Annotated in this window: 20 protein-coding genes and 2 tRNA genes; 7 read left to right on the forward strand and 15 right to left on the reverse strand. The window is 70.7% G+C overall.

From position 1 onward, the window contains the following. Complete coding sequence (gene leuC / locus ASD56_RS10965) at positions 1-1,476, reverse strand: 3-isopropylmalate dehydratase large subunit (RefSeq protein ID WP_055965524.1); 1,476 nt, start codon at positions 1,474-1,476, stop codon at positions 1-3. A 1,016-nt stretch (positions 1,477-2,492) separates the two neighbouring features. Between leuC and ASD56_RS16205 the strand changes: the two genes are divergently transcribed. Next, complete coding sequence (locus ASD56_RS16205) at positions 2,493-2,762, forward strand: hypothetical protein (protein ID WP_157535964.1); 270 nt, start codon at positions 2,493-2,495, stop codon at positions 2,760-2,762. Positions 2,763-2,834: 72 nt separating this feature from the next. On the opposite strand, the gene ASD56_RS10975 is transcribed toward ASD56_RS16205, so the two are convergent. After that, entirely contained in the window at positions 2,835-3,956 is a 1,122-nt protein-coding gene (locus ASD56_RS10975) for a TerC family protein (protein ID WP_055965527.1), read from the reverse strand. 285 nt (positions 3,957-4,241) lie between these two features. Between ASD56_RS10975 and ASD56_RS10980 the strand changes: the two genes are divergently transcribed. Together ASD56_RS10980 and ASD56_RS10985 are read left to right on the forward strand one after the other, a co-directional pair. Then, positions 4,242-4,799, forward strand: coding sequence for an RNA polymerase sigma factor (locus tag ASD56_RS10980; protein ID WP_055965529.1), 558 nt, complete (start codon positions 4,242-4,244; stop codon positions 4,797-4,799). After that, complete coding sequence (locus ASD56_RS10985; RefSeq protein WP_055965531.1) at positions 4,796-5,989, forward strand: DUF4349 domain-containing protein; 1,194 nt, start codon at positions 4,796-4,798, stop codon at positions 5,987-5,989. The genes ASD56_RS10980 and ASD56_RS10985 overlap by 4 nt, the downstream gene beginning before the upstream one ends. A 157-nt stretch (positions 5,990-6,146) precedes the next feature. On the opposite strand, the gene ASD56_RS10990 is transcribed toward ASD56_RS10985, so the two are convergent. Next, a tRNA-Glu gene (locus ASD56_RS10990) sits at positions 6,147-6,222 on the reverse strand. 107 nt (positions 6,223-6,329) lie between these two features. Between ASD56_RS10990 and ASD56_RS10995 the strand changes: the two genes are divergently transcribed. Further along, positions 6,330-6,965 carry an MBL fold metallo-hydrolase gene (locus tag ASD56_RS10995; protein ID WP_055965533.1) on the forward strand — a complete coding sequence of 212 codons (636 nt, stop codon included), beginning with the start codon at positions 6,330-6,332 and terminating at the stop codon, positions 6,963-6,965. 97 nt (positions 6,966-7,062) lie between these two features. Here ASD56_RS10995 and ASD56_RS11000 read toward each other — a convergent pair whose 3' ends face one another. The 4 genes from ASD56_RS11000 to ASD56_RS11015 all read right to left on the reverse strand — a co-directional run bounded on the left by ASD56_RS11000 (position 7,063) and on the right by ASD56_RS11015 (position 11,229). Continuing rightward, positions 7,063-7,332, reverse strand: a complete 270-nt coding sequence (locus ASD56_RS11000) for an HPr family phosphocarrier protein (RefSeq protein ID WP_055965536.1) — start codon at positions 7,330-7,332, stop codon at positions 7,063-7,065. A gap of 69 nt (positions 7,333-7,401) precedes the next feature. Continuing rightward, positions 7,402-9,468 (reverse strand): PTS fructose transporter subunit IIABC, encoded by a 2,067-nt coding sequence (locus ASD56_RS11005; RefSeq protein WP_157535967.1) that lies wholly within the window; start codon positions 9,466-9,468, stop codon positions 7,402-7,404. A gap of 31 nt (positions 9,469-9,499) precedes the next feature. Further along, positions 9,500-10,453 (reverse strand): 1-phosphofructokinase family hexose kinase, encoded by a 954-nt coding sequence (locus ASD56_RS11010; protein ID WP_055965931.1) that lies wholly within the window; start codon positions 10,451-10,453, stop codon positions 9,500-9,502. Next, entirely contained in the window at positions 10,450-11,229 is a 780-nt protein-coding gene (locus ASD56_RS11015; protein WP_055965538.1) for a DeoR/GlpR family DNA-binding transcription regulator, read from the reverse strand. The genes ASD56_RS11010 and ASD56_RS11015 overlap by 4 nt, the downstream gene beginning before the upstream one ends. Before the next feature lie 86 nt (positions 11,230-11,315). On the opposite strand from ASD56_RS11015, the gene ASD56_RS11020 reads away from it, so the two are divergent. Continuing rightward, on the forward strand, positions 11,316-12,236 hold the full coding sequence (locus tag ASD56_RS11020; protein WP_055965540.1) for an aminoglycoside phosphotransferase family protein: 921 nt from the start codon (positions 11,316-11,318) through the stop codon (positions 12,234-12,236). A gap of 50 nt (positions 12,237-12,286) precedes the next feature. Here the strand turns inward: ASD56_RS11020 and ASD56_RS11025 are convergent. From ASD56_RS11025 to ASD56_RS11035, 3 genes are all read right to left on the reverse strand, one after another. Then, positions 12,287-12,361: transfer RNA gene (locus tag ASD56_RS11025), tRNA-Gln, on the reverse strand. A gap of 75 nt (positions 12,362-12,436) precedes the next feature. Beyond that, positions 12,437-13,951: a glutamate--tRNA ligase gene (gltX, locus tag ASD56_RS11030; protein WP_055965541.1), complete on the reverse strand. Its 1,515-nt coding sequence runs from the start codon at positions 13,949-13,951 to the stop codon at positions 12,437-12,439. A gap of 34 nt (positions 13,952-13,985) precedes the next feature. Beyond that, positions 13,986-14,927 carry a LysR family transcriptional regulator gene (locus ASD56_RS11035; RefSeq protein ID WP_055965543.1) on the reverse strand — a complete coding sequence of 314 codons (942 nt, stop codon included), beginning with the start codon at positions 14,925-14,927 and terminating at the stop codon, positions 13,986-13,988. A gap of 124 nt (positions 14,928-15,051) precedes the next feature. Here ASD56_RS11035 and ASD56_RS11040 point away from each other — a divergent pair, with 124 nt between their 5' ends. Together ASD56_RS11040 and ASD56_RS11045 are read left to right on the forward strand one after the other, a co-directional pair. Then, entirely contained in the window at positions 15,052-15,648 is a 597-nt protein-coding gene (locus ASD56_RS11040; protein ID WP_055965545.1) for a hypothetical protein, read from the forward strand. Between the two features lie 81 nt (positions 15,649-15,729). Beyond that, a complete protein-coding gene (locus tag ASD56_RS11045; RefSeq protein ID WP_082541416.1) occupies positions 15,730-16,797 on the forward strand; it encodes an aminotransferase class V-fold PLP-dependent enzyme in 1,068 nt (355 codons plus the stop codon). Here ASD56_RS11045 and ASD56_RS11050 read toward each other — a convergent pair. The 5 genes from ASD56_RS11050 to ASD56_RS11070 form a co-directional block, all read right to left on the reverse strand. Then, entirely contained in the window at positions 16,794-17,588 is a 795-nt protein-coding gene (locus tag ASD56_RS11050; RefSeq protein WP_055965547.1) for a class I SAM-dependent methyltransferase, read from the reverse strand. The genes ASD56_RS11045 and ASD56_RS11050 overlap by 4 nt on opposite strands. Further along, positions 17,581-18,873 carry an MFS transporter gene (locus ASD56_RS11055; RefSeq protein ID WP_055965549.1) on the reverse strand — a complete coding sequence of 431 codons (1,293 nt, stop codon included), beginning with the start codon at positions 18,871-18,873 and terminating at the stop codon, positions 17,581-17,583. The genes ASD56_RS11050 and ASD56_RS11055 overlap by 8 nt, the downstream gene beginning before the upstream one ends. A gap of 5 nt (positions 18,874-18,878) precedes the next feature. Next, complete coding sequence (locus ASD56_RS11060; RefSeq protein WP_055965551.1) at positions 18,879-19,646, reverse strand: fumarylacetoacetate hydrolase family protein; 768 nt, start codon at positions 19,644-19,646, stop codon at positions 18,879-18,881. Positions 19,647-19,725: 79 nt separating this feature from the next. Beyond that, positions 19,726-20,826: a branched-chain amino acid aminotransferase gene (locus ASD56_RS11065; RefSeq protein ID WP_055965553.1), complete on the reverse strand. Its 1,101-nt coding sequence runs from the start codon at positions 20,824-20,826 to the stop codon at positions 19,726-19,728. An 85-nt stretch (positions 20,827-20,911) separates the two neighbouring features. Next, positions 20,912-21,964, reverse strand: a complete 1,053-nt coding sequence (locus ASD56_RS11070; protein ID WP_055965555.1) for a 3-isopropylmalate dehydrogenase — start codon at positions 21,962-21,964, stop codon at positions 20,912-20,914. Between the last annotated feature and the right edge of the window lie 12 nt (positions 21,965-21,976).

Genomic DNA, 21,976 nt, shown 5'->3' on the forward strand with positions numbered 1-21,976 from the left:
TCAGGCCTCCACGGTCTCGGTCGCGGCGTGTGCCGGGATCGGGTCGAGATCGCTCGGGCTCGACAGCGTGCCCCGCACGGCGGTCGCGGCGGCGACGAGCGGCGAGACCAGGTGCGTGCGGCCGCCCTTGCCCTGACGGCCTTCGAAGTTGCGGTTGCTGGTCGAGGCGCAGCGCTCCCCCGGTGCGAGCTGATCGGGGTTCATGCCGAGGCACATCGAGCAGCCGGCGAAGCGCCACTCCGCGCCGAAGTCGGTGAAGACCTTGTCGAGACCCTCGGCCTCGGCCTCGAGCCGGACGCGGGCCGAGCCGGGAACGACCATGACGTGCACGCCGTCGGCCTTGGTGCGACCCTCGATGACGGACGCGAAGGCGCGGAGGTCCTCGATGCGGCTGTTGGTGCACGACCCCATGAACACGGCGTCGACGGGCACGTCCTTGAGCGGCGTGCCCGGGACGAGGTCCATGTACTCCAGCGCGCGCTCGGCGGCGGCGCGCTCGTTGGGATCGGCGATGTCGGCGGGGGTGGGCACGACGTCCGAGAGCATGACGCCCTGTCCGGGGTTCGTGCCCCACGTGACGAACGGCTCGAGCTCGTTCGCGTCGAGGTAGACCTCGGCGTCGTAGACGGCGCCCTCGTCACTGGGCAGGGTCCGCCAGTAGGCGACGGCATCCTCCCAGTCCTGCCCCTTCGGCGCGTGATCGCGGCCCTTCACGTAGTCGAACGTGATGTCGTCGGGCGCGATCATGCCGGCGCGCGCGCCCGCCTCGATCGACATGTTGCACATGGTCATGCGCCCCTCCATCGAGAGGGAGCGGATGGCGCTGCCGCGGAACTCGAGCACGTAGCCCTGCCCGCCGTTGGCGCCGATCTTGGCGATGATCGCGAGGATGACGTCCTTCGCGGTGACGCCCGGCTTGAGGTCGCCCTCGACGGTGATGGCCATCGTCTTGAACGGCTTGAGCGGCAGCGTCTGCGTGGCCAGGACGTGCTCGACCTCACTCGTGCCGATGCCGAAGGCCATGGCCCCGAACGCGCCGTGGGTGCTGGTGTGGCTGTCGCCGCACACCACGGTGATCCCCGGCATGGTGAGGCCGAGCTGCGGGCCGACCACGTGGACGATCCCCTGCTCCTTGTCGCCGAGCGAGTGCAGGCGCACGCCGAACTCCGCGGCGTTGCGGCGCAGCGTCTCGATCTGGGTACGGCTGGTCAGGTCGGCGATCGGCTTGTCGATGTCGAGAGTCGGCGTGTTGTGGTCCTCGGTCGCGATCGTCAGATCGAGCCGGCGGACGGGGCGACCCTCGGCGCGCAGACCGTCGAACGCCTGCGGGCTGGTGACCTCGTGCACCAGGTGCAGGTCGATGTAGATGAGGTCGGGCTGGCCGTCCTCGCCCTTGACGACGAGGTGGTCGTCCCACACCTTCTCAGCGAGGGTGCGCGGGCGGTCGGGGATGCCGGATACGTCGGGATTGCTCATTGCTCTGTTCTCCTGAAGGGGACTGCGCCCGTAAGGGATGGGGCCCGCGACGAACTCCGCGACGAGGGAGGCCTGAGACTAGGACTCGTCGCGGCCGCTAAGGAGAAGGCGAGCGTTCCGCACAGGCCCAGATTACCACCCGCGCCGGAGGCCCCGGCATCGTGCCTGTCATACAACGCCGTCGTGACGGACCCCCACAACTCGGAGTGCCTGGAACCGGCCCCGTCCGCACTCCTGAACGGACGCAACACGCCGTCACCTCAGCAGGCGGCGCGGCGTGTTGCGACCGTTCATCTGGACGTTCGCTCCTCCCTCGTGCACCGCGGTGCGGGGCTCTCCACGAACACCCTGGGTCTCGCCGCGCTGGCTCCGGATGCAGAGACGATCCGTGGATGCGCTCGCCCCGCCCGCTCCCGCCCAGTCACAGCGGTCGCCCGTTCTCCGTCGCAGATGCACTGAGTGCCGGCATCCCGAGCTCCCGTCTGCGCCGATCGGACCTCCGCTCCCCGTTCCACGGTGTGCGCGTCCCGGTCGGTGCGGCAGGCCTGCGAGCCGAGTGCGAGTCGTACGCGACACGGATGCCGGAGACGTGGGTCTTCTCACACACGACAGCCGCGCGTCTGCTGGGACTACCGCTGCCGCGCCGTCTTGAGCGTGAGCCGGGCGTTCACGTCACGGCCGTGGGCGGACGCGCACCGAGGGGCAAGGGCGTGATCGGACACACGACGGTGCGCGATCCTCGTGTCTGGCAGACGCGCGGGCTCCGGATCACCGCGCCGGAGCGCACCTGGGCGGATCTCGCCCCACTGCTCACGCTCGACGAACTGATCGTCGTCGGGGACCGGATCGTGGGGCTGCCTCGGCCGCCTGGAACGCCGATAGCAATGCACGGCGCCGTACAAGAGAGTGCGGGGATGCGTGGGAGCCTCGCGCTCGCGGACGCTCTCGAACTGGTGCGAGAGGGTTCTCGCTCACCGCGAGAAACCCGCGCAAGAGTCGCCCTGATCCGGGCCGGCATGCCGGAGCCCGCACTCAACGCTGAAATCGTTCTCCCGCGCCGCATCGTGCACGGCGACCTGGTGTTCCGCGAGTGGAGGACGCTCGTGGAGTACGAGGGCGACCAGCATCGCACCGATGCGGTGCAGTGGTCGCGCGACCTCGAGAGGTACAACGATCTGGTCGAGGCGGGCTGGCTCGTCATCCGCGTCTCGAAGTCCATGCCGTCGGGCGAGGTTGTCGCGCGCGTGGCGCGCGCACTGCACTCGCGAGGCTGTAGGGCGGGGTGAACGGACGCAACACGCCGTCACGCTCAAGGGCGTGACGGCGTGTTGGGTCCGCTCAGTTTCGGGCGAGGAGCGTCAGGCGTCGGAGCGGGGCTGATCCACCGTGGGCGGGGTGCCCTTCTCCTCTGCGACCACGGCCGCCGCCTCGGCGGACGGGGCCATGCCCGCGGGGGCGGCAGCGCCGGCGGCTGCGGCCGCGGCATCCGTCGTGCCGTTCTTCTTCTCGCGCGCGGAGGCGATCAGGCTCGCGACGGTCGCGACCGTCATGGCCACGATGATCACGCCGAGCGACATCCAGGTCGAGATCTCCGGAGCCCACTCGATGTGCTCGCCGTTGTTGATGAACGGCAGCTCGTTAACGTGCATGGCGTGGAAGACGAGCTTCACGCCGATGAAGGCGAGGATGAACGCGATGCCGTAGTGCAGGTAGCGAAGGCGGTCCAGCAGGTCGCCCAGCAGGAAGTACAGCTGGCGCAGGCCCATGAGGGCGAAGATGTTCGCGGTGAACACGATGAAAGGGCTCGTCGTGATGCCGAAGATCGCGGGGATCGAGTCGATCGCGAACAGCAGGTCGGTCACGCCGATGGCCGCGAAGACGATGATCATCGGCGTCCACATCTTCCTGCCGTCCACGACCGTGCGCAGCTTCGCCCCGTCGTAGGAGTCGCTGATGTCGATCATGCGGCGGAGCAGGCGGACGACGAAGTTCTCCTGCTTCACGTCGTCGTCGTGGTCGCCGCCGGGGAAGGCCTGGCGCCACGCGGTCCACACGAGGAAGGCGCCGAAGAGGTAGAAGACCCAGCTGAACTGCTCGATGATCGCGGCGCCCGCGAGGATGAACAGGCCGCGCAGGACGAGCGCGATGATGATGCCCACCATCAGCACCTCCTGCTGGTACCGGCGCGGGACGGCGAACTGGCTCATGATGAGCACGAAGACGAACAGGTTGTCGATCGACAGGCTGTACTCGGTGAGCCAGCCCGCGACGAACTGACCGGCGAACTCGGGTCCGGCGATCATCCACATGAGCCCGGCGAAGATCAGCGCGAGCGTCACGTAGAAGACCACCCACAGGGTGGACTCGCGCGTCGACGGGATGTGCGGGCGCTTGAGGATCAGCAGCAGGTCGCCGAGCAGGATGAGCGTCAGGATCACGAGGGATCCGACTTCGAACCACAGCGGGAGGACGAGGTCCATGGAGGGCCTTTCGAGGAGGATTCGGAGGGGTCGTCGGAAAACCGAAAGTCTCTCCCCGCGGCCTCTCGGCCGCGTCGCGCACCCGGGGTCACACTGTCGGGACCCGTGATGACGGATGCGCGCTCGCGGGATACTCCCTCTCGCCCGTCAAGGATACAGGCTCGGGATGCCGCACCCGGCGCGCTGCGAGACGATCCGCTCCCCCGCGACACTGACACCGTGAGAGACAATGAAGCTCCGCGACGACGCCGCCCATAGGCGCCGACCGCGGAGCCGGAGGACGGGATGCCCCAAGACACCGAGCGGGACGACGCGGCGCTCGTGGCGCAGGCCGCGAACGGCAGCGAGCTTGCCTTCCGGACGCTGTACCGCGCGTACGTGCGCCCGGTGTACTGGCTGGCGCACGGCCTGCTCGGCAATGCGGCGGACGCTGAGGACGTCGTCCAGGAGACCTTCCTGGTCGCATGGCGCAAGCTTCCCGAGTTCGAGCTCGCCGGGGAATCGCTGCTGCCGTGGCTCGCGACGGTGTGCCGCTTCCAGGCCGCGAACCGCATCCGGCGTCAGCGCCGCGACCGCGACCACACCGCCGCCGCGGCGGACGAGACGCTCCCGGCGACGGTGGACGTCGAGGAGCAGGTCATCGGCGCGGACCTGGCGGAGCGCATCCTTCACGAGGTGGCGGGGCTGAGCCCACTCGACCGCGACATCTTCCGGCTGTGCGCGGCCGAGGGCTACGCCTACCAAGCGGCCGCCGAGCAGCTCGGCGTCGCCCACGGAGTCGTCCGCAATCGTCTCTCCCGCATCCGGACGCGACTCCGGACCGTCGTCAAGGAGAGCACATGAACACGTCACCCCCCGCAGGCGCCGCCGCGCCCCTGCCCGAGCTCAGCGCGGCTCGCATCGACGAGATCGAAGAGGCCGTGTTCGCCGACATCGCGAGCGAGCGGGCCGCTCAGACCGCCCGCAGCGCTCGCCGCGGCCGGATCTGGATGGCGGGCGGGGCCGCCGCCGCGGTCATCGCCGTCGCAGCCATCATCGCTCCCACCGTCGTGCCGCTGGTCGACGGCAGTGGCGCGGAATCCGACGGGTTCGCCGACCAGGTCGCCGTCGAACCGGCCGCGCCCGACGCGCCCGTGACCGATGACGCCGGCGGCTCCGCTGAAGCGGACTCCGACCTGACGCTGAGCGACGGCACCAAGGTCGGGGGCGCGACCTCGGAAAGCTCGCTGGTCGCTCCGGATCCCGGCGCCGACCGGGAGATCATCACCTCGGCATCCGCGACCGTCGTCGTCGACGACGTGACCGCCGCCGCACGCGTGATCGGCAACTCCGCCGTCGCCTACGGCGGCTACGTCGAGTCGATGACCGTCGGCACCAGCGGCCAGATGGTGCCGATCGATCCGCAGAGCGGCGTGGTGTACGACTCCATGCCGTATCCGTACACGCCCGACAGCGCCTGGATCACGGTGCGCGTGCCGTCGGAGGATCTCCCCCAGGTCGTCGACGAGCTCTCGGATGTCGGCGAGGTGACGGCGTCGTCGATCAACCGAATCGACGTCACCGAGCAGGCCGTCGACCTGCGCGCCCGGATCGAGGCGGCCGAGGCATCCGTCGACCGCCTGCTCCAGCTGATGGCGGAGGCGACCAGCGTCGCCGATCTGATCGCGGCCGAGAGCGCCCTTTCCGAGCGTCAGGCGATGCTCGAGTCGTACCGGCAGCAGCTCACCATGCTCGAAAGCCAGGTCGCGATGTCGTCGCTCACTGTGACGCTCGTCCCGGTCGTGGAGACGGTCGAGGCCGATCCGGCCGGCTTCGGGGACGGGTTCGCCGCCGGCTGGAACGCACTGGTCGCGACGCTCAACGGGATCGTCATCGCCCTGGGCTTCCTGATCCCCTGGCTCGTCATCGCAGCCATCGCGGCGCTCATCGTGTGGGCGATCGTGCGGCTCGTGCGACGCCGGCGCAGCGCGGATCGGCCGGCCGCGGCATCCGCTCGACGCGACGACGCGACCACCGACGACCCGGTGATCTGAGCGTGAACGAAAGAAGCCCGGTCCGATGGACCGGGCTTCTTTCGTGTTGGTGACCCCAGCGGGATTCGGCCGCTCCGCCCCGCGTGCGGCTTTTCACCCTGCTGCGACAGCAACGACAAAACGCCCCGCTCGTGACCGAGCGGGGCGTTTCTGTCGTTGGTGACCCCAGCGGGATTCGAACCCGCGTTACCGCCGTGAGAGGGCGGCGTACTAGGCCGCTATACGATGGGGCCGTTTTCGCAACCGTTCGATTATGCCATGGCGCCGAGCGCCTCTCCAAATCGAGGCGGGAATCGGCGCGGCGCTTGCCGGTGGCCGCGGCCCGGAGTTGACTCATGGCATGCGAGTGACCAAATTCGAGCATGCGACCCTCACCCTCGTGCAGTCCGGCCGGACGCTGGTGATCGATCCCGGCTCGTACACCACGCCCCTCGCCGAGCTCGACGACGTCGTGGCGATCGTCCTGACCCACGAGCACCCCGACCACTGGACCCCGGACCACCTGGACCGCCTTCTGAAGGCCTTCCCCGGCATCCCCGTCTTCGGGCCCGCCGGAGTGGTCGCCGCTGCCGCGGGCTACGAGGTCACCCAGGTGGATCCCGGCGACACCGTCGAGGTCGAGCCGTTCCGGCTCCGTTTCTTCGGCGGGCGCCACGCCGTCATCCACGAGTCGATCCCCGTGATCGACAACGTCGGCGTCCTCGTCAACGACGAGTTCTACTACCCCGGCGACTCCTACGCCGTCCCGGAGAGCGAGGTCCGTGTGCTGGCGGCGCCCGTCGGTGCGCCCTGGCTCAAGATCGGCGAGGCGATGGACTTCGTGCTGGCCGTCGCACCGCGGCAGGCCTTCGGCACCCACGACATGACGCTGTCGGTGGTGGGCAAGGAGATGGCGCGCACCCGACTGCGCTGGGCGACCGAGCAGGGCGGCGGCGAGTTCCTCGTGCTCGAGCCCGGCGATTCCATCGACCTCTAGCGATACTCCGCAAACGCAGACGACGGATGCCGCGGCGGCTTCGACCCGCGGCATCCGTCGTCTCGTTCATCGGCCGGTGGGCCGTGAGACCTTCCGGCTACGTGGCGTCGAGGTCGGTCTCGAGCAGCTCGACGAGTTCGTCGAGGGCCTGCTCGGCACCGTCCCCCTCGGCCTTGAGAGTCACCACGGTACCGTGCGACGCGCCGAGGCCCATGAGGGACAGGATGCTGCCGGCGTTGAGGTCATTGCCGCCCTCGACGGCGATCGTGACCGGCACGCCCTTCTCCTGCACAGCCTGGACGAACAGCTTCGCGGGACGCGCGTGCAGCCCGGAGCTGCTGGCGATGGTGGCCTGGCGTTCTGCCATGGGAGAGATTCCTTCCGTCGAGGGCGAGGTTCTTCAGCATTCCGCATCGATCGTGCGGACGCCAGGGTTTCAGGCCGGAACGGCGACCGCAGGGGTGGTTTCGGCCGCTGCGAGCTCCTTCGGCGCGATGAAGCGCTTGAAGGCGACGACGAGGAAGCCCGAGACCAGCACGCCGGCGATGAGCGCGACCAGGAAGCCCCAGATCGGGCTGATGGCGAACAGCACGAAGATCCCGCCGTGCGGAGCCAACGACTGGACGCCGAACAGCATCGTGAGGGCACCGGTGACCGCGCCTCCGACCATGGAGGCCGGGATCACGCGCAGCGGGTCGGCCGCGGCGAACGGGATCGCGCCTTCGCTGATGAACGCGGCGCCGAGCAGCCACGCCGCGACGCCGTTCTCCCGCTCCACCGGAGTGAACATGCGCCGGGCGAGCACGGTCGACGCGAACGCCATCGCCAGCGGCGGCACCATGCCGGCCGTCATGACGGCGCCCATGATGAGGTACGGCGTGGGGTTCTCCGCCGTCGCCGCGGCCAGTCCTGCGACCGCGAACGCGTACGCCACCTTGTTCACGGGCCCGCCGAGGTCGAAGCACATCATCAGACCGAGGATGATGCCGACGACCACGATGCCCGAGGTGCCGGCCAGGTCGGTCAGCCACGTATTGAGCCACTCCATCAGGGAGGCGATCGGCCGGCCCAGGAAGAGGATGAGCAGGCCCGAGGCGACGATCGACGCGAGAAGCGGGATGATCACGACCGGCATCAGGCCGCGCAGCCACCGGGGGGCGTTGATCCGGCCGATGGCCCACGCGATGAATCCCGCGAGCAGGCCGCCGACGATGCCGCCGATGAAGCCGGCGTTCATCAGCACCGCGATGGCACCGGCGACGAAGCCCGGCGCGATTCCGGGCCGGTCGGCGATCGCGAAGGCGATGTAGCCGGACAGCGCGGAGACGAGGAAGCCCATGGACGTGACGCCGATGACGTAGAGCATCGAGCCGATGTACTGGCCCAGCCCGCCTTCCGGCAGCGCCCACAGTGCGTTGTTGATCACGATGTCGAAAGCCTGGTTGTCGGCGTTGACGTTCACCCCGCCGAGGAACGGCAGGAAGCTCAGCGCGATCAGCAGACCGCCGGCCGCGACGAACGGGATCATGTAACTGACGCCGGTGAGGAGGATCCGCTGGATGCGGGCACCCCACGACACCGGCTCGCCCGAACCCGCTGCCGAGGCATCGGACGCCGTTCCGCTGACGCGGGTCGCGTTCGGGTCGTTGGCCGCGGCGACGGCCGCCGCGATGAGCTCGCGGGGCTGCTCGATGCCGCGCTTGACGCCTGAGCGCACGACCGGCTTGCCGGCGAATCGCTGCTGTTCGCGCACGTCGACGTCGGTCGCGAAGATCACGGCGTCGGCGCGATCGATGACCTCGCGCGGCAGCGCCTGGTAGCCGCTGGAGCCCTGCGGCTCGACGACGAGGTCGACCCCCGCGGCGGTGCCGGCGGCCGTCAGTGCATCGGCGGCCATGAAGGTGTGCGCGATGCCGGTCGCGCAGGCGGTCACCGCGACGATCCGCGCCGGGCGGCCGTCCACGCTGAGACCGTCGGCCACCGGGATCGCGGATGCCGCGACCGCGGCTGCGGGTGCGGCGGCCGGCGCTGCGGGGGCGGCCGAGGCATCCCCCTCCCCTATAGCGGCGCGCACGATGGCGACCACGTCCTCGTCGGTGGTCGCGGCGCGCAGCCCGCGCGTGAAGTCGTCCTGCATGAGGCTGCGCGCGAGCTTGGACAGGACGGCCAGGTGCGCCTCGGCCGCCCCCTCGGGTGCTGCGATCAGGAACACCAGATCCGCGGGGCCGTCGGGCGCGCCGAAGTCGACCCCGGGCGCCAGGCGCGCGAACGCCAGCGAGGGCTCCGTCACCGCCGCGCTCTTGGCGTGCGGGATGGCGATCCCGCCGGGCAGGCCGGTCTCGTCCTTCTCCTCGCGCGCCCAGGCATCGGCGAACAGGCTCTCGGCGTCGGTCGCGCGTCCCTGCGCGACGACGCGCGCAGCCAGCGCACGGATGACGGCCGCCTTGTCGGCGCCGAGCCCGACGTCCAGGCTGACGAGTTCGGGGGTGATGGTCTGAGACACGATGACCTCCAGGGGTCGGTTGAAGCGGGGATCAGGGGGTGGATGACAGCGGGGTGACGAACACATCGGCCGTGGGCAGATCGGCGGGAGAGGGGGCCTGCGTGCCGGGGAGGGATGCCGCGGCCGCCCCGTAGCGGACCGCGTTGCGCAGCCGCCCCTCGGGGCCCGAGCCGGTGACGTCCGCGAGCAGATATCCCGCGAGCGAGCTGTCGCCCGCGCCGACGGTGCTCACGGCTTCGATGACCGGCGAGGAGACGGCCCAGGAGCCGTCGGCGGAGACCAGCACGGCGCCGCGCGAACCCAGGGTGACCAGCGCGGTGCGCACCCGCGAGGGGACGATGGTGCTCGCCACCGCGGCGACCCCGTGCGCGAGGTCGCCGGTGGGCAGCTTCGTGCGCGCGAGTTCGGCGAGCTCCTCGTCGTTGGGCTTGATGAGGTCGGCCTCGCCACGGGCGACGACCGCGGCCAGTGCGGCGCCCGACGTGTCGACGGCGAAGCGCGGGGCGTCCGTTCCGTGCGCCGCCCGGACGGCCTCGATGACGTCCACGTAGAAGTCGTCGGCCACGCCGAGCGGAAGGGATCCCGCGAGCACCAGCCAGAGGGCACCCGCGCAGGCGTCGACCACTGTCTCGATGACCGCGGCGGCCTCGGAACCGGAGAGCGTGAGGCCCGGCAGGTTGAGCTTCGTCGTGACGCCTGCCGGGTCGGTGATCGCCAGATTGGCGCGGACGTGTCCGCGCACGGGCACCCGCCGCGCCTGGATCCCCGTCGCCTGCAGGGCGGCGTCGAAGGGGTCGTCGGCGGCGAGCGGCAGGACCGCGACGACCTCGGCGCCGGCCGCCGCCAGCGCGCGGGCGACGTTGATCCCCTTGCCCCCGGCGTCCTCCCGCGAGTCGGTGGCCGCCTGCACCGCGCCAGGGCGCAGCGCCGCGGCGAGACCCAGGGTGCGATCAAGGGACGGGTTGGCAGTGAGCGTCACGATCATGCGAGCCATACCTCGACATCAGCCTCGGCGAGGGCGGCGGACAGCACGGCGTCGGGCTCGGCATCCGTCACCAGCACGTCGATGTCGGCGAGGGCGGCGAACCCGACCAGCAGCTCGCGGCCGAGCTTGTCGGAGTCGGCCACGACGACCACCCTGCGCGCGGAGCGCACGATGGCGCTCTTGACCGCCGCCTCGTCCGGATCGGGCGTGCTGAGGCCGAACCCGGCGGCGACGCCGTTGGTGCCGAGGAAGGCGACGTCGGGCCGCATGTTCTCGATGGCGCGGACGGTGTCGGCGCCGACGGCTGCGGCGGTCAGGCCGCGGACGCGGCCGCCGATGAGCGTCAGGGCTGCCCCGGGCACCGCGGCGACATCGTTCGCGAGACTGAGCGCGTGGGTCACGACCTCGATCCCGCCCGATGCCAGACGGGGCGCGAGGTGGCTCGCGACGGCGGCCGTGGTCGTGCCGGCGTCGAGGAACACCGACCCGCGGAAGGCGTCGCCCACCGCGGTCGCGGCACGCCGGCCGATCGCCGACTTCGCGGCGCTGTGACGCTGGAGGCGCTCGGCCAGCGGGGATTCGGCGGTGCTCGGCCGGTCGACGGCGACCGCGCCGCCGTGAACCCGGCGCAGCGTGCCGAGCGATTCGAGCTGATCCAGATCGCGGCGCACGGTCTCGGTCGTGACATCGAAGCGACCGGCGAGATCGACGACGCTCACGCGCCCCTCGACGAGGAGCATGCGCTCGATCTGCTCATGGCGCTCCGTTGCGTACACCCGCGGCCCTCCGTTGGATTTCCCACACAGTACAACACAAACCAACACAAAACAAGAGACGACATGCGAGTGGATAGGGTCGGACGATGCCCGACAAACCCGCTGCCGAAGTCCGGATCGACGAAGAGCTCGTACGGGGCCTCGTCATGACGCAGGCGTCGCACGTCGCGCCGGATGCGTCATCGGTGCCGATCCTCAAGGTCGCCGAGGGCTGGGACAGCGAGGTGTGGCGGCTCGGTCGCGAGTGGGCGGCCCGACTGCCGAGACGCGAGCTCGCCGCGCCCCTCGTGCTGCACGAGCAGGCGAGCCTGCCGGTGATCGGCCCGCGGCTGGAGGCGACCGGCATCAGCGTGCCGATGCCGGTCGTGCGCGGCGTGCCCGACGAGTCGTTCCCGTGGGCGTGGTCTGTCGTGCCCTGGATCGAGGGCAGCCGCGGGATCGACACACCGCGGGCGGCGCGGTCGCCGTGGGCCAAGCCGTTGGCTATGGCCCTGGGCGCCCTGCATCAGGAGGCCCCCGCCGACCATCCCGTGAATCCGGTGCGAGGACGCCCCCTCGTGACACGGGCCGCTGCGTTTGAGGAGCGCGTGCAGGGGCTGGTGGCGCGAGGGACGCTCTCCTCATCCGACGCCGCTGCGCTCACCTCGGTCTGGACCGCGGGCCTGGCTGTAGCGCCCTGGGATGCACCGCCGGTGTGGCTCCACGGCGACCTCCACCCCGGCAACCTCGTGGCCGCGGACGGCGAACTGGCCGGGATCATCGACTTCGGCGACGTGACCGGCGGCGATCCTGCCTACGATCTCGCCGCCGCGTGGCTCACTTTCGACTCAGCGGGACGGGCGGCGTTCATCGCCGCAACGGGTGATCGCTACGACGCCGGAACCTGGGTCCGCGCGCACGCCTGGGCGGCCGCGATCGCGGTCGTCCTGCTCACCCACAGCGACGACAACCCCGACTATGCGGCTCTCGGCTCAGAGGCCCGTATCGAGGTCGTCGACTCCGTCTGAGACCGCTGCGTGCGAAACGAAAAACCCCCGCTGAGCGGGGGTTTTTTCGATGGCTGGGGTACCTGGACTCGAACCAAGAACAAAGGTACCAGAAACCTCCGTGTTGCCAATTACACCATACCCCAAGGCTGTCAGCCGAAGCTGTGCCGAAGAAGGAGTCTACGCGACTTCGGCGCCTGCTCCAAACCGAGCGCGCCCGTTCAGCCCAGACGATCCGCCAGCGCCTGCAGCCGACGAACCGACTCGTTCTTGCCGAGCAGCTCCATCGACTCGAACAGCGGCGGCGAGATGCGGCGGCCGCTCAGTGCGACACGCAGCGGGCCGTAGGCGACGCGCGGCTTCAGCCCCAGGGCGTCGATCAGCGCGGCGGCCAGGGCCTCCTGCACCGCACCGGCGTCGAACCCGTCCTCGGCGATCGGCGCGAGCGCCGCGACCGACGCCGCGAGCACTTCGGCGGCGTTCGCCGGCAGGCTCGAGAGGGCGTCCTCGTCGTACACGACCTCGTCACGCAGCAGGAATCCGAGAAGGCCGGGGGCCTCCCCCAGCAGCTGCATGCGCTCCTGCACGAGCGGAGCGGCGGCGTCGATGATCGACTTCTGCGCGGCGGTCGGCGGCTCCGAGACGAGACCGGCGGCCGCGAGGTAGGGCACCAGACGCCCGGCGAAGTCGGCGGGCTCCAGCATCCGGATGTGGTCGCCGTTGATCGACTCGGCCTTCTTCTGGTCGAAACGGGCCGGGTTGGGGTTGACGTCGACGATGTCGAACTCGGCGACGAGCTCGTCGAGCGAGAACACGTCGCGGTCGGGCCCGATCGACCAGCCGAGGAGTGACAGGTAGTTCAGCAGGCCCTCGTGGATGAAGCCCTTCTCGCGCTGCAGGAAGAGGTCGGCCTTCGGGTCGCGCTTGGAGAGCTTCTTGGTGCCGACCTCGCCGAGCACGAGCGGCATGTGCGCGAAGCGAGGGATGAAGGTCGTGACGCCCGCGTCGACGAGCGCGCGGTACAGCGCCAGCTGACGCGCCGTGGAGGGCATCAGGTCCTCGCCGCGGATGACGTGGGTGATCCCCATCAGCGCATCGTCGACGGGGTTCACGAACGGGTACAGCGGCACGCCGCCGGCGCGCACGAGCACGAAGTCGGGAAACGAACCAGCGGGGAAGGTGACCTCGCCGCGGATCAGGTCGATGTAGGTGAGGTCCTCGTCGGGCACGCGCAGTCGCCACGCGGGCTCGCGGCCCTCGGCGCGGAAGGCCGCCTTCTGCTCGTCGGTGAGGTCGCGGTCGTAGTTGTCGTAGCCGAGCTGCTTGGCGCGACCGTTGGCCTCGTTGCGGGCGTCGATCTCTTCGGCGTTCGAGTAGCTCTCGTACACGGCGCCGGCGGCGACGAGCTTGTCCAGCACCTCGCGGTACAGGTCGTGGCGCTGCGACTGGCGGTACGGCTCGTGCGGGCCGCCGACCTCGACGCCCTCGTCCCAGTCGATCTCGAGCCAGCGGAGCGCGTCGAGGAGCTGGTGGTAGCTCTCCTCGCTGTCGCGCGCCGCGTCGGTGTCCTCGATCCGGAAGACGAGCGTGCCGCCGTGGTGGCGGGCGTACGCCCAGTTGAACAGCACCGTGCGGATCAGACCCACGTGCGGCAGGCCCGTCGGCGAGGGGCAGAACCTCACGCGCACGTCGGCGCCGGTCGCAGTGGTGGTGCGGGGATCGGGTGAAGAAGGCATCGCGGCCCAGTCTAGTTGCGCCGCGCCGTGCCGCTTATGGGGCCGCCTCGTCCGCGACCAGTCGCGTGATCGCCGCGAGGGTGACCCGAATCGCCGGCACGCGGTCGGCGCCGTGCGCGGTGACGACGTGAATGGTGCGCGCCTCGGCGGGCGGCAGCGGCACCGTGACGACACCGGGAAGAAGCGGGAAGGATGCCGCTGCCAGCCGCGGCAGAGTGGCCACGCCGATCCCCTGTGCCACCAGACCCTCGACGGCGACGGCATTGTCGGTCTCGAACGCGATGTGCGGCTCGAACCCGGCGCGAGCGCACAGCTGCAGCAGGTGGCCGCGGCAGCGGGGGCACCCGGCGATCCACTTCTCGCCCGCCAGGCTCGCGACGTCGACGTGCCGTCCCGACGCGGCGGGATGCCCCGCGGGAAGAACCATCAGCAGATCGTCGGAGCCGATCCCCTCGACGGAGAGGCCCCGCGCGCTCGGACCGTGCGGGTCATCCCGGTCGCCCGGATAGCTGAACGTCAGCGCGATGTCGGCGCGATCCTCGCGGACGGCTTCGACGGCCTCGGGCGGCTCGGCCTCGAGGTAGGTCACGACGACACCGGCGTGGGCGGTGTCGAGCTCGGCCAGCAGCCGGGGAACGATCGTCGGCGAGGCGGAGGGGAACCCCACCAGCCGCACACGCCCGGCGCGGAGGCCGCGCAGCTCCGCCAGCTCGCCGGCCGCGGCATCCAGAGCCGTCGTCACCGCGGGTGCGTGGCGCGCGAGGATGCGGCCGGCCTCGGTGAGACGGACGCTCCGGCCGACGCGCTCGACGAGCGGGACCTCGAGCCGCTGCTCGAGACGCTTGAGCTGCTGGCTGATCGCCGGCTGGCTGTAGCCGAGGACGGCGGCGGCACCGGTGATCGACCCTTCGTCGGCGATGGCCTTCACGACGCGCAGCGCCTGGGCGTCGATGTCGGGATCGTCGAAGACCGTCATGACGCAAGCATAAGCACGCGGTATGTATCAGCCGAGGCGCTGCGCACTCGTGCATACGAGAGCATGACGTCGTCCGGCGACGGCTCTATGCTCCGAACAGCGCCCCCACAGCAAGGAGTCCGAGATGCCCCGCACCGCCGCCCCGATCCTCGCCGCCGCGATTCTTGCGCTCGCCCTTACGGGCTGCGACCCGGACGGACCGCCGACGCCGTCGAGCAGTGCTTCGGCCTCCGAGAGCGCAGCGCCCTCGCCGAGCTCGTCACCGACGCCCACGGAGGCGGCCGGTCCGGCACCGGCGAATCTGCCGTCCGACTGCGCGGCGATCGGTTCGGCCGACACCCGCGCCGCCACCGTCGACGGACTGACGCTGCAGGGCGACGGCACCGGCTTCGTGCGCCCGGCGCCCGCCTCGGCCCAGCTCGTGCTGGGCTGCGACTGGTTCACCGGCGATGCGACCGGGGTGCTGCTGCTGATCAACCGGGTCGACGCCGACGAGGCCGCGGCCTTCGCCGCGACTCTTCCGTCGCAGGGCTTCACCTGCACCACCGGGGACGCGGGCAACCCGGTCTGTCAGAAGACGACGCCCAACTCGCAGTTCCCGGTCGACACGGTCGAGACGATCCTCAGCCGTGAGGACGTCTGGATCTACATGTCGACATCGAACGTCGAGGGCGATCCGCTGCTCTCCGACCTGAACGCTTCGATCTGGCCGCCCGCCTGAGCGCATCGCATAACAAAACTCAATGATTCGCATAGAACACCTCCCGTAGACGAATGCGACGATGGGCACGATGCTGGACTCGTGTCCACCCTCGTGAGCCCTTCCTCCCTTGAACCAGCGCAGGCGGAGTTCGTCGGCGGACGCGGCTACCTCGCGGCCTGCACGGTCGGATTGCCGACACGGGCGGTGCGGGACGCCGTCATCGCGGATCTGGATGCCGCCACCCGCGGCCGGCCGGATCCCCACGCGTACACGGCGGCGGTGGAGCAGAGCCGCGCGCACTTCGCCTCCCTCGTCGGCGTCGCCCGGGATCGCGTGGCGATCGGCTCGCAGGCATCCGTCGCTGCGGCCCTGGTCGCGGCCTCCCTGCCCCAGGGCGCCGAGGTCCTGATCGCCGCCGGCGACTTCTCGTCGATCGTGCTGCCGTTCGTGCACTCCGGCCGCGACCTGCGCGTGCGCACCGCCCCGGTCGACCGGCTCGCCGAAGCCGTCACGAGCGACACCCGGCTCGTCGTCTTCTCGCTCGTGCAGTCGGCGACCGGTGAAGTCGCCGACGCAGAGGCGATCCTCGCGGCTGCCGAGGTGCACGGCGCGCGCACCTTCTGCGACGCGACGCAGGCCGTGGGGTGGCTTCCGGTCGCGGCATCCCGCTTCGATGCGGTCGTGTGCCACGCGTACAAGTGGCTGTGCGCGCCGCGCGGGGTGTCGTTCCTCACGGTCTCGGCGCGGCTCGAGCGCGACATGCCCGCCCTGTTCGCCGGGTGGTACGCCGGGGCCGATCCCTGGACCTCCTGCTACGGCGGTGAGGTGCAGCTCGCCCCGGATGCGACGCGGTTCGACGTGTCACCCGCGTGGCAGGCGTTCGTCGGTGCCCAGCCCGCGCTCGCGCTCTTCGCGTCGCTCGCGCCCGCAGACCTGCACGAGCACACGACGCGCCTCGCCCGGGTCTTCCGCGAGCGGCTGGGCGTGGAGGCGCCCGAGCGCGAGAGCGCCATCGTCACGTGGGCGGACCCTGAAGGCGCAGACCTGGCGCTGCTGACGGGCGCCGGCATCACCGCCTCCGGACGCGCCGGCCGTGCCCGCGTCGCCTTCCACGTCTTCAACGACGCCGAAGACGTGGAACTCGCGGCGCGCGCGCTGAGTCGCTAAGGGCGCCGGCCCGACGCCAGGATCGCGGTGTGCGGGATCCGCAGCATCCCGTCCGCTCCGGCACGGGCCCGCGTGACCTCGTCGTACGCGGCGCGCAGCGCCCGTCGGCCCGACGCATCGAGGGAACGGTGGATCGCGCCGACCGTGGCGACGCCGCCCTCCACACCGCGCCAGAGCTCATGGGGCGCGATGGTGAAGGTCCATTCCACGAGCTCGGCCTTCACATCGGCCAGGCCGGCCTCCCGGAACAGCGACACCAGACCGTCTTGCGTGCGATCGGGCGGCTCGTCCCCCGGCGCGGGGTCGGGCGGATACGCCCCGGCGCCGGACAGCTCGAGGGCATCCCGCCACAGCGGACGCAACGGGCTGTTGCCGGGTGGCCACGCAGTCGCGGCGATCATCCCGCCCGGTGCGGCCACTCGCGCGAGCTCGCCGACCCCGAGGGCGGGGTCGGGCACATGGTTCAGGACGAAGTTCGCCGTGACGGCATCGAACTGATCGTCCGCGAACGGCAGCTCGGGCAGGGACGCCTGGAGGAAGACGATCGCCTCGTGCCGCCGCCGGGCGGCCGCGAGCATGGACTCCTCGGGGTCGACGCCGGTGACGATCGCACCGCGGGCCGCTGCCGCGGCGGCGACGGTCCCCGGGCCCGTGCCGACGTCGAGAAGCCTCAGCCCGTCGAGGGTGCCCAGTGGTCGCGCGGCGGCGTCCAGCAGCGCCGGTACCGCGCCCTCGCACAGCTTGGCGAACGATCCGGCGTACGCCTCGCCGGTATCCGACCAGTCAGCCATCGACGAGTGCGGTCGCCGACTTCGCCGGGCGGGCCAGGGGCGACAGGAGGACCGTCGCGACCACGGCGACACCGACCGCCAGGGCGAGACCCCCGTAGCCGATCACCGACAGCACCACTCCCGCGAGGATCGCCCCGGCAGCGCCGACCAGGCTCATGACGAGGTCGCTGAATCCCTGCCTGCGGGTGCGCATGGCCTCGGACGAGGCCTCGGTCAGCAGTGTCGATCCGGAGACCGTGGTGGCGCTCCAGCCGAGGCCGAGGAGCACCAGCGCGACGGTCACGGCGACGGTGCTCTCCTGCCCGAACGAAGCCGTGACGAGAGCCCCGGCGAGCAGCGCCTGCCCGATCATGATCGTCGGCACCCGGCCCAGCCGGTCGGCCAGGAGGCCGAACACCGGCGACAGGGCGAACATGCCGGCGATGTGCAGACTGATCGTGAGCCCGATGATCGACAGCGACGCGCCGTGGTGGATCAGGTGGACCGGGGTCATCGCCATGACGGAGACCATGACGCCGTGCGCGGCCGCGATGGCGAAGATCGCGTACCGGGCGACACGGGGATCATCGGGCTTCGCGATCGCCGTCGCCGAGGCCCTCGCCGCGGCGACCACGCGCTGCGCCAGGAGCAGCGGGTCGGGGCGGAGCGCCACGACGTAGAGCAGGATCGCGAGGACCTGCGCGACCACCGTGATCAGGTACGGACCGGTCAGAGGCGGCATGCCGACCGATTGCCCGAGGACCTCCCCCGGACCCGTGAGATTGGGCCCGAGCACGGCGCCGATGGTGGTCGCCCACACGACGATGGACAGATCGCGCCCGCGGGTCGCGTCCGTCGCCAGGTCGGCCGCGGCGAAGCGCGTCTGCAGATTGGCCGCCTGACCGGCGCCGACAAGCCCGAAGGCCACGAGCAGCAGCGGGAAGGACGCGAGGCCCACTGCGAGGACGACGAGCATCACGCCCAGGAGCGCGATCGCCATCCCGGTCGCGAGCGAGATCCGGCGCCCGCGATGACGGGCGAACGCCGCGAGCGGCACCGCGAGGGCGGCCGTGCCCAGCGTCACCGCCGCGGCGGCGAGTCCTGCGAAGGCCTCGTCGCCCGAGATCTCTGCCGCCAACACCGCTCCTAGCGACACCGTGGCGCCGAAGGCGAGTCCGCCGAGGATCTGGCCGAAGGACAGCACCCACACCGTGCGGCGCTGGACGCGTGAGACCTCGGCGGGCGCCAGGGCGGCGTCGACGCCGGGCGCCGAAGGCACCGCCTCGGGCGGGAGCGGCGAGGTCATGGCGATCAGGCCGAGCGAGCGACGTTGCGCAGGATGCCGAGGCCGGTGATCTCGACTTCCACGGTGTCGCCGGCCTCGATCTTGCCGACGCCGGCCGGCGTCCCGGTCAGGATGACGTCGCCGGGCAGGAGGGTGAACGCCGCCGACGCATGCTCGATGACCTCGGCGAGCGAGAAGATCATGTCGCTGATCGGGCCCTGCTGGCGCACTTCGCCGTTGAGCTTCGTCGTGATCACGGCGGAGCCGTTCGGGTCGAAGTCGGTCTCGATCGCGGGTCCCAGCGGACACGACGAATCGAAGCCCTTCGCCCGCGCCCACTGGCCGTCGGTCTTCTGCCAGTCGCGCGCAGTGAGGTCATTGGCGATCGTGTAGCCGAAGACGTAGTCCAGCGCGTCGGCGGCCGGCACGTTCTTCGCGATCCGGCCGATCACAGCGGCGAGCTCGCCCTCGAAGCTGATGTGGTCCGACCCCGCCGGCAGCACCACGGCGTCGCCCGGCCCGACCACCGAGGTGTTCGGCTTGAAGAACAGCATCGGCGCCGGGGGCACCTCGTTGCCGAGCTCCGCGGCGTGGTCGCGGTAGTTGCGACCCACGGCCACGACCTTCGATCGCGGGATGACCGGAGCCAGCAGAGCGACGTCGGCGAGCGGGACCCGCTCCCCCGTCGTCTCGTACCCGGCGAACATCGGATCACCGGCCAGGACGACCAGCTCCCCTTCGTCGACGATTCCGAACCTGATGGCGTCATTGTGGCTGAAGCGTGCGATCCTCACCGGTTCAGCCTAGCCATCGCTCCAGACACCGAAAGGCCCCGGTCCGCCGCGAGCGGACCGGAGCCTTTCGAGAGAAGTGTCAGCCGTCGAGGCGCACGAGCCAGCCGTGCTTGTCCTCGCGACGCCCGTACTGGATGTCGGTCAGCTCTTCGCGCAGCGACAGCGCGAGTTCGCCGATGGGCTGCTCGTCGGCGAAGTCCTTGCCCTTGAGCAGTCCGATGGGGGTCACCACCGCTGCGGTGCCGCACGCGAACACTTCGACGATGTCGCCGGATGCCACACCCTGACGCCATTCGTCGAACGAGACGGCACGCGCCTCGACGGTGTGACCGCGGTCCTTCGCCAGCTGCAGGATCGAGTCGCGCGTGATCCCCTCGAGGATCGACGGCGACTGCGGGGTGACGATCGTGCCGTCCTTGTAGACGAACACGACGTTCATGCCGCCGAGCTCCTCGACGTTGCGGTCCGAGTCGAGGAAGACCACCTGATCGCAGTCCTGCTCGTACGCCTCGGACTGCGGCAGCAGCGACGCCGCGTAGTTTCCGCCGGTCTTGGCCGCACCCGTCCCGCCCTTGCCCGCGCGGGCGTAGTCCTCGCTGAGCCAGATCGACACCGGCTTCACGCCGCCCTTGAAGTAGGCGCCCGCGGGCGAGGCGATGACGTAGTAGCCGACCTTCTGCGCCGGGCGGACGCCGAGGAAGGCCTCCTTGGCGAACATGAACGGCCGCAGGTAGAGGCTCTGGTCGGCGCCCGAGGGCACCCACGCGCCGTCCACCGCGACGAGCTCCCGTAGCGACTGGATGAAGTACGACACCGGCAGCTCCGGCAGCGCGAGGCGGCGGGCGGAGCGCTGCAGGCGGCGGCCGTTCTGATCGGGCCGGAAGGTGTGGATCGAGCCGTCGGCGTGGCGATACGCCTTGATCCCCTCGAAGATCTCCTGGCCGTAGTGCAGCACGGCGGCGGCCGGGTCGAGCGACAGCGGCCCGTAAGGCTGCACGCGGGGGCGGTGCCACCCGCCACCGGCGGACCAGCAGATGTCGACCATGTGGTCGGTGAAGTTCGTGCCGAAGCCCGGATTGGCGAGGATCTCCTCACGCTGGGCGGTCGAGCGCGCCTGGAGATTGCGGCTGACGGCGAACTGCAGCGGGGCGAGTTCGGTGTCGGTGTCGAGGAGGGTCATTGCGGGACCGTGCTTTCGGACGAGTGCGGAGCGTTCCGCTGCGTGGTGACGGGGCAGTCCAGTGACAGTGCGTGCCGGTCCCAGGTTACGCCTGGAGCCGGGCGGCGATGGCGTCGCCGATCTGCGCCGTGGTTCGGGTGGCGGCCGTGCGCTCTGCGATGTCTGCCTCGACCGCGCGGGTGACGGCGGCGGATTCCGCCTGCAGCCCGAGGTGATCGAGCAGCAGCGCGGTGGAGAGGATCGCGGCGGTGGGGTCGGCCTTCTGCTGTCCTGCGATGTCGGGCGCCGTGCCGTGGACGGGCTCGAACATCGAGGGGAACGCGCCGTCCGGGTTGATGTTGCCCGAAGCGGCGAGGCCGATGCCACCGGTGACGGCGCCGGCCAGGTCGGTCAGGATGTCGCCGAAGAGGTTGTCGGTGACGATCACGTCGAATCGGCCCGGGTTCGTGACCAGGAAGATGGTTGCCGCGTCGACGTGGAGGTAGTCTACGGCCACCCCGGGATGCTCGGCCGCCACCTCGTCGAACACGCGCTTCCAGATGCTCCCGGCGTGCACGAGCACGTTCGTCTTGTGCACCAGCGTCACCTTCTTGCGCCGCCGCTCGGCCAGGTCGAACGCATAGCGCACGAGCCGCTCGACGCCGAACGCGGTGTTCAGCGACACCTCGGTGGCGATCTCCTGCGGCGTGCCGCGGCGGATGGAGCCGCCGTTGCCGACGTACGGCCCCTCGGTGCCTTCGCGCACGACGACGAAGTCGATGTCGCCCGGATCGGCGAGCGGACCCGGAACCCCCGGGTACAGCTTGGACGGCCGGAGGTTCACGTAGTGGTCCAGCTCGAACCGCAGCTTCAGCAGCAGCCCGCGCTCGATGTTGGCGTCCTTCAGCCGCGTGTCACCCGGCACCCCGCCGACGGCGCCGAGCAGGATGGCGTCGTTCGCCTTGATGGCGTCGATGTCGGCATCCGTCAGCGTCTCCCCCGTCTCGAGGAAGCGCTCGGCGCCCAGCGAGAACCGCGTCTTCTCGAATCGGATGCCGCTGCCCGCCGTCGCGGCCTCCAGCACCTTCTCGGCTTCGGCGATGACTTCGGGACCGATGCCGTCACCGGGGATGACGGCGAGCTTCACGACGCGCGACATCGCACTCCTCGT

Source organism: Microbacterium sp. Root166 (assembly GCF_001427145.1).
Lineage (GTDB): Bacteria > Actinomycetota > Actinomycetes > Actinomycetales > Microbacteriaceae > Microbacterium.

Excerpts from the sequence above, each read along its gene's own strand:
- leuC (WP_055965524.1), bottom strand. The coding sequence starts at position 1,476 with ATGAGCAATCCCGACGTATCCGGCATCCCCGACCGCCCGCGCACCCTC.
- ASD56_RS16205 (WP_157535964.1), top strand. The coding sequence starts at position 2,493 with ATGCCGGAGCCCGCACTCAACGCTGAAATCGTTCTCCCGCGCCGCATC.
- ASD56_RS10975 (WP_055965527.1), bottom strand. The coding sequence starts at position 3,956 with ATGGACCTCGTCCTCCCGCTGTGGTTCGAAGTCGGATCCCTCGTGATC.
- ASD56_RS10980 (WP_055965529.1), top strand. The coding sequence starts at position 4,242 with ATGCCCCAAGACACCGAGCGGGACGACGCGGCGCTCGTGGCGCAGGCC.
- ASD56_RS10985 (WP_055965531.1), top strand. The coding sequence starts at position 4,796 with ATGAACACGTCACCCCCCGCAGGCGCCGCCGCGCCCCTGCCCGAGCTC.
- ASD56_RS10995 (WP_055965533.1), top strand. The coding sequence starts at position 6,330 with ATGCGAGTGACCAAATTCGAGCATGCGACCCTCACCCTCGTGCAGTCC.
- ASD56_RS11000 (WP_055965536.1), bottom strand. The coding sequence starts at position 7,332 with ATGGCAGAACGCCAGGCCACCATCGCCAGCAGCTCCGGGCTGCACGCG.
- ASD56_RS11010 (WP_055965931.1), bottom strand. The coding sequence starts at position 10,453 with ATGATCGTGACGCTCACTGCCAACCCGTCCCTTGATCGCACCCTGGGT.
- ASD56_RS11020 (WP_055965540.1), top strand. The coding sequence starts at position 11,316 with ATGCCCGACAAACCCGCTGCCGAAGTCCGGATCGACGAAGAGCTCGTA.
- gltX (WP_055965541.1), bottom strand. The coding sequence starts at position 13,951 with ATGCCTTCTTCACCCGATCCCCGCACCACCACTGCGACCGGCGCCGAC.
- ASD56_RS11035 (WP_055965543.1), bottom strand. The coding sequence starts at position 14,927 with ATGACGGTCTTCGACGATCCCGACATCGACGCCCAGGCGCTGCGCGTC.
- ASD56_RS11040 (WP_055965545.1), top strand. The coding sequence starts at position 15,052 with ATGCCCCGCACCGCCGCCCCGATCCTCGCCGCCGCGATTCTTGCGCTC.
- ASD56_RS11050 (WP_055965547.1), bottom strand. The coding sequence starts at position 17,588 with ATGGCTGACTGGTCGGATACCGGCGAGGCGTACGCCGGATCGTTCGCC.
- ASD56_RS11055 (WP_055965549.1), bottom strand. The coding sequence starts at position 18,873 with ATGACCTCGCCGCTCCCGCCCGAGGCGGTGCCTTCGGCGCCCGGCGTC.
- ASD56_RS11065 (WP_055965553.1), bottom strand. The coding sequence starts at position 20,826 with ATGACCCTCCTCGACACCGACACCGAACTCGCCCCGCTGCAGTTCGCC.
- ASD56_RS11070 (WP_055965555.1), bottom strand. The coding sequence starts at position 21,964 with ATGTCGCGCGTCGTGAAGCTCGCCGTCATCCCCGGTGACGGCATCGGT.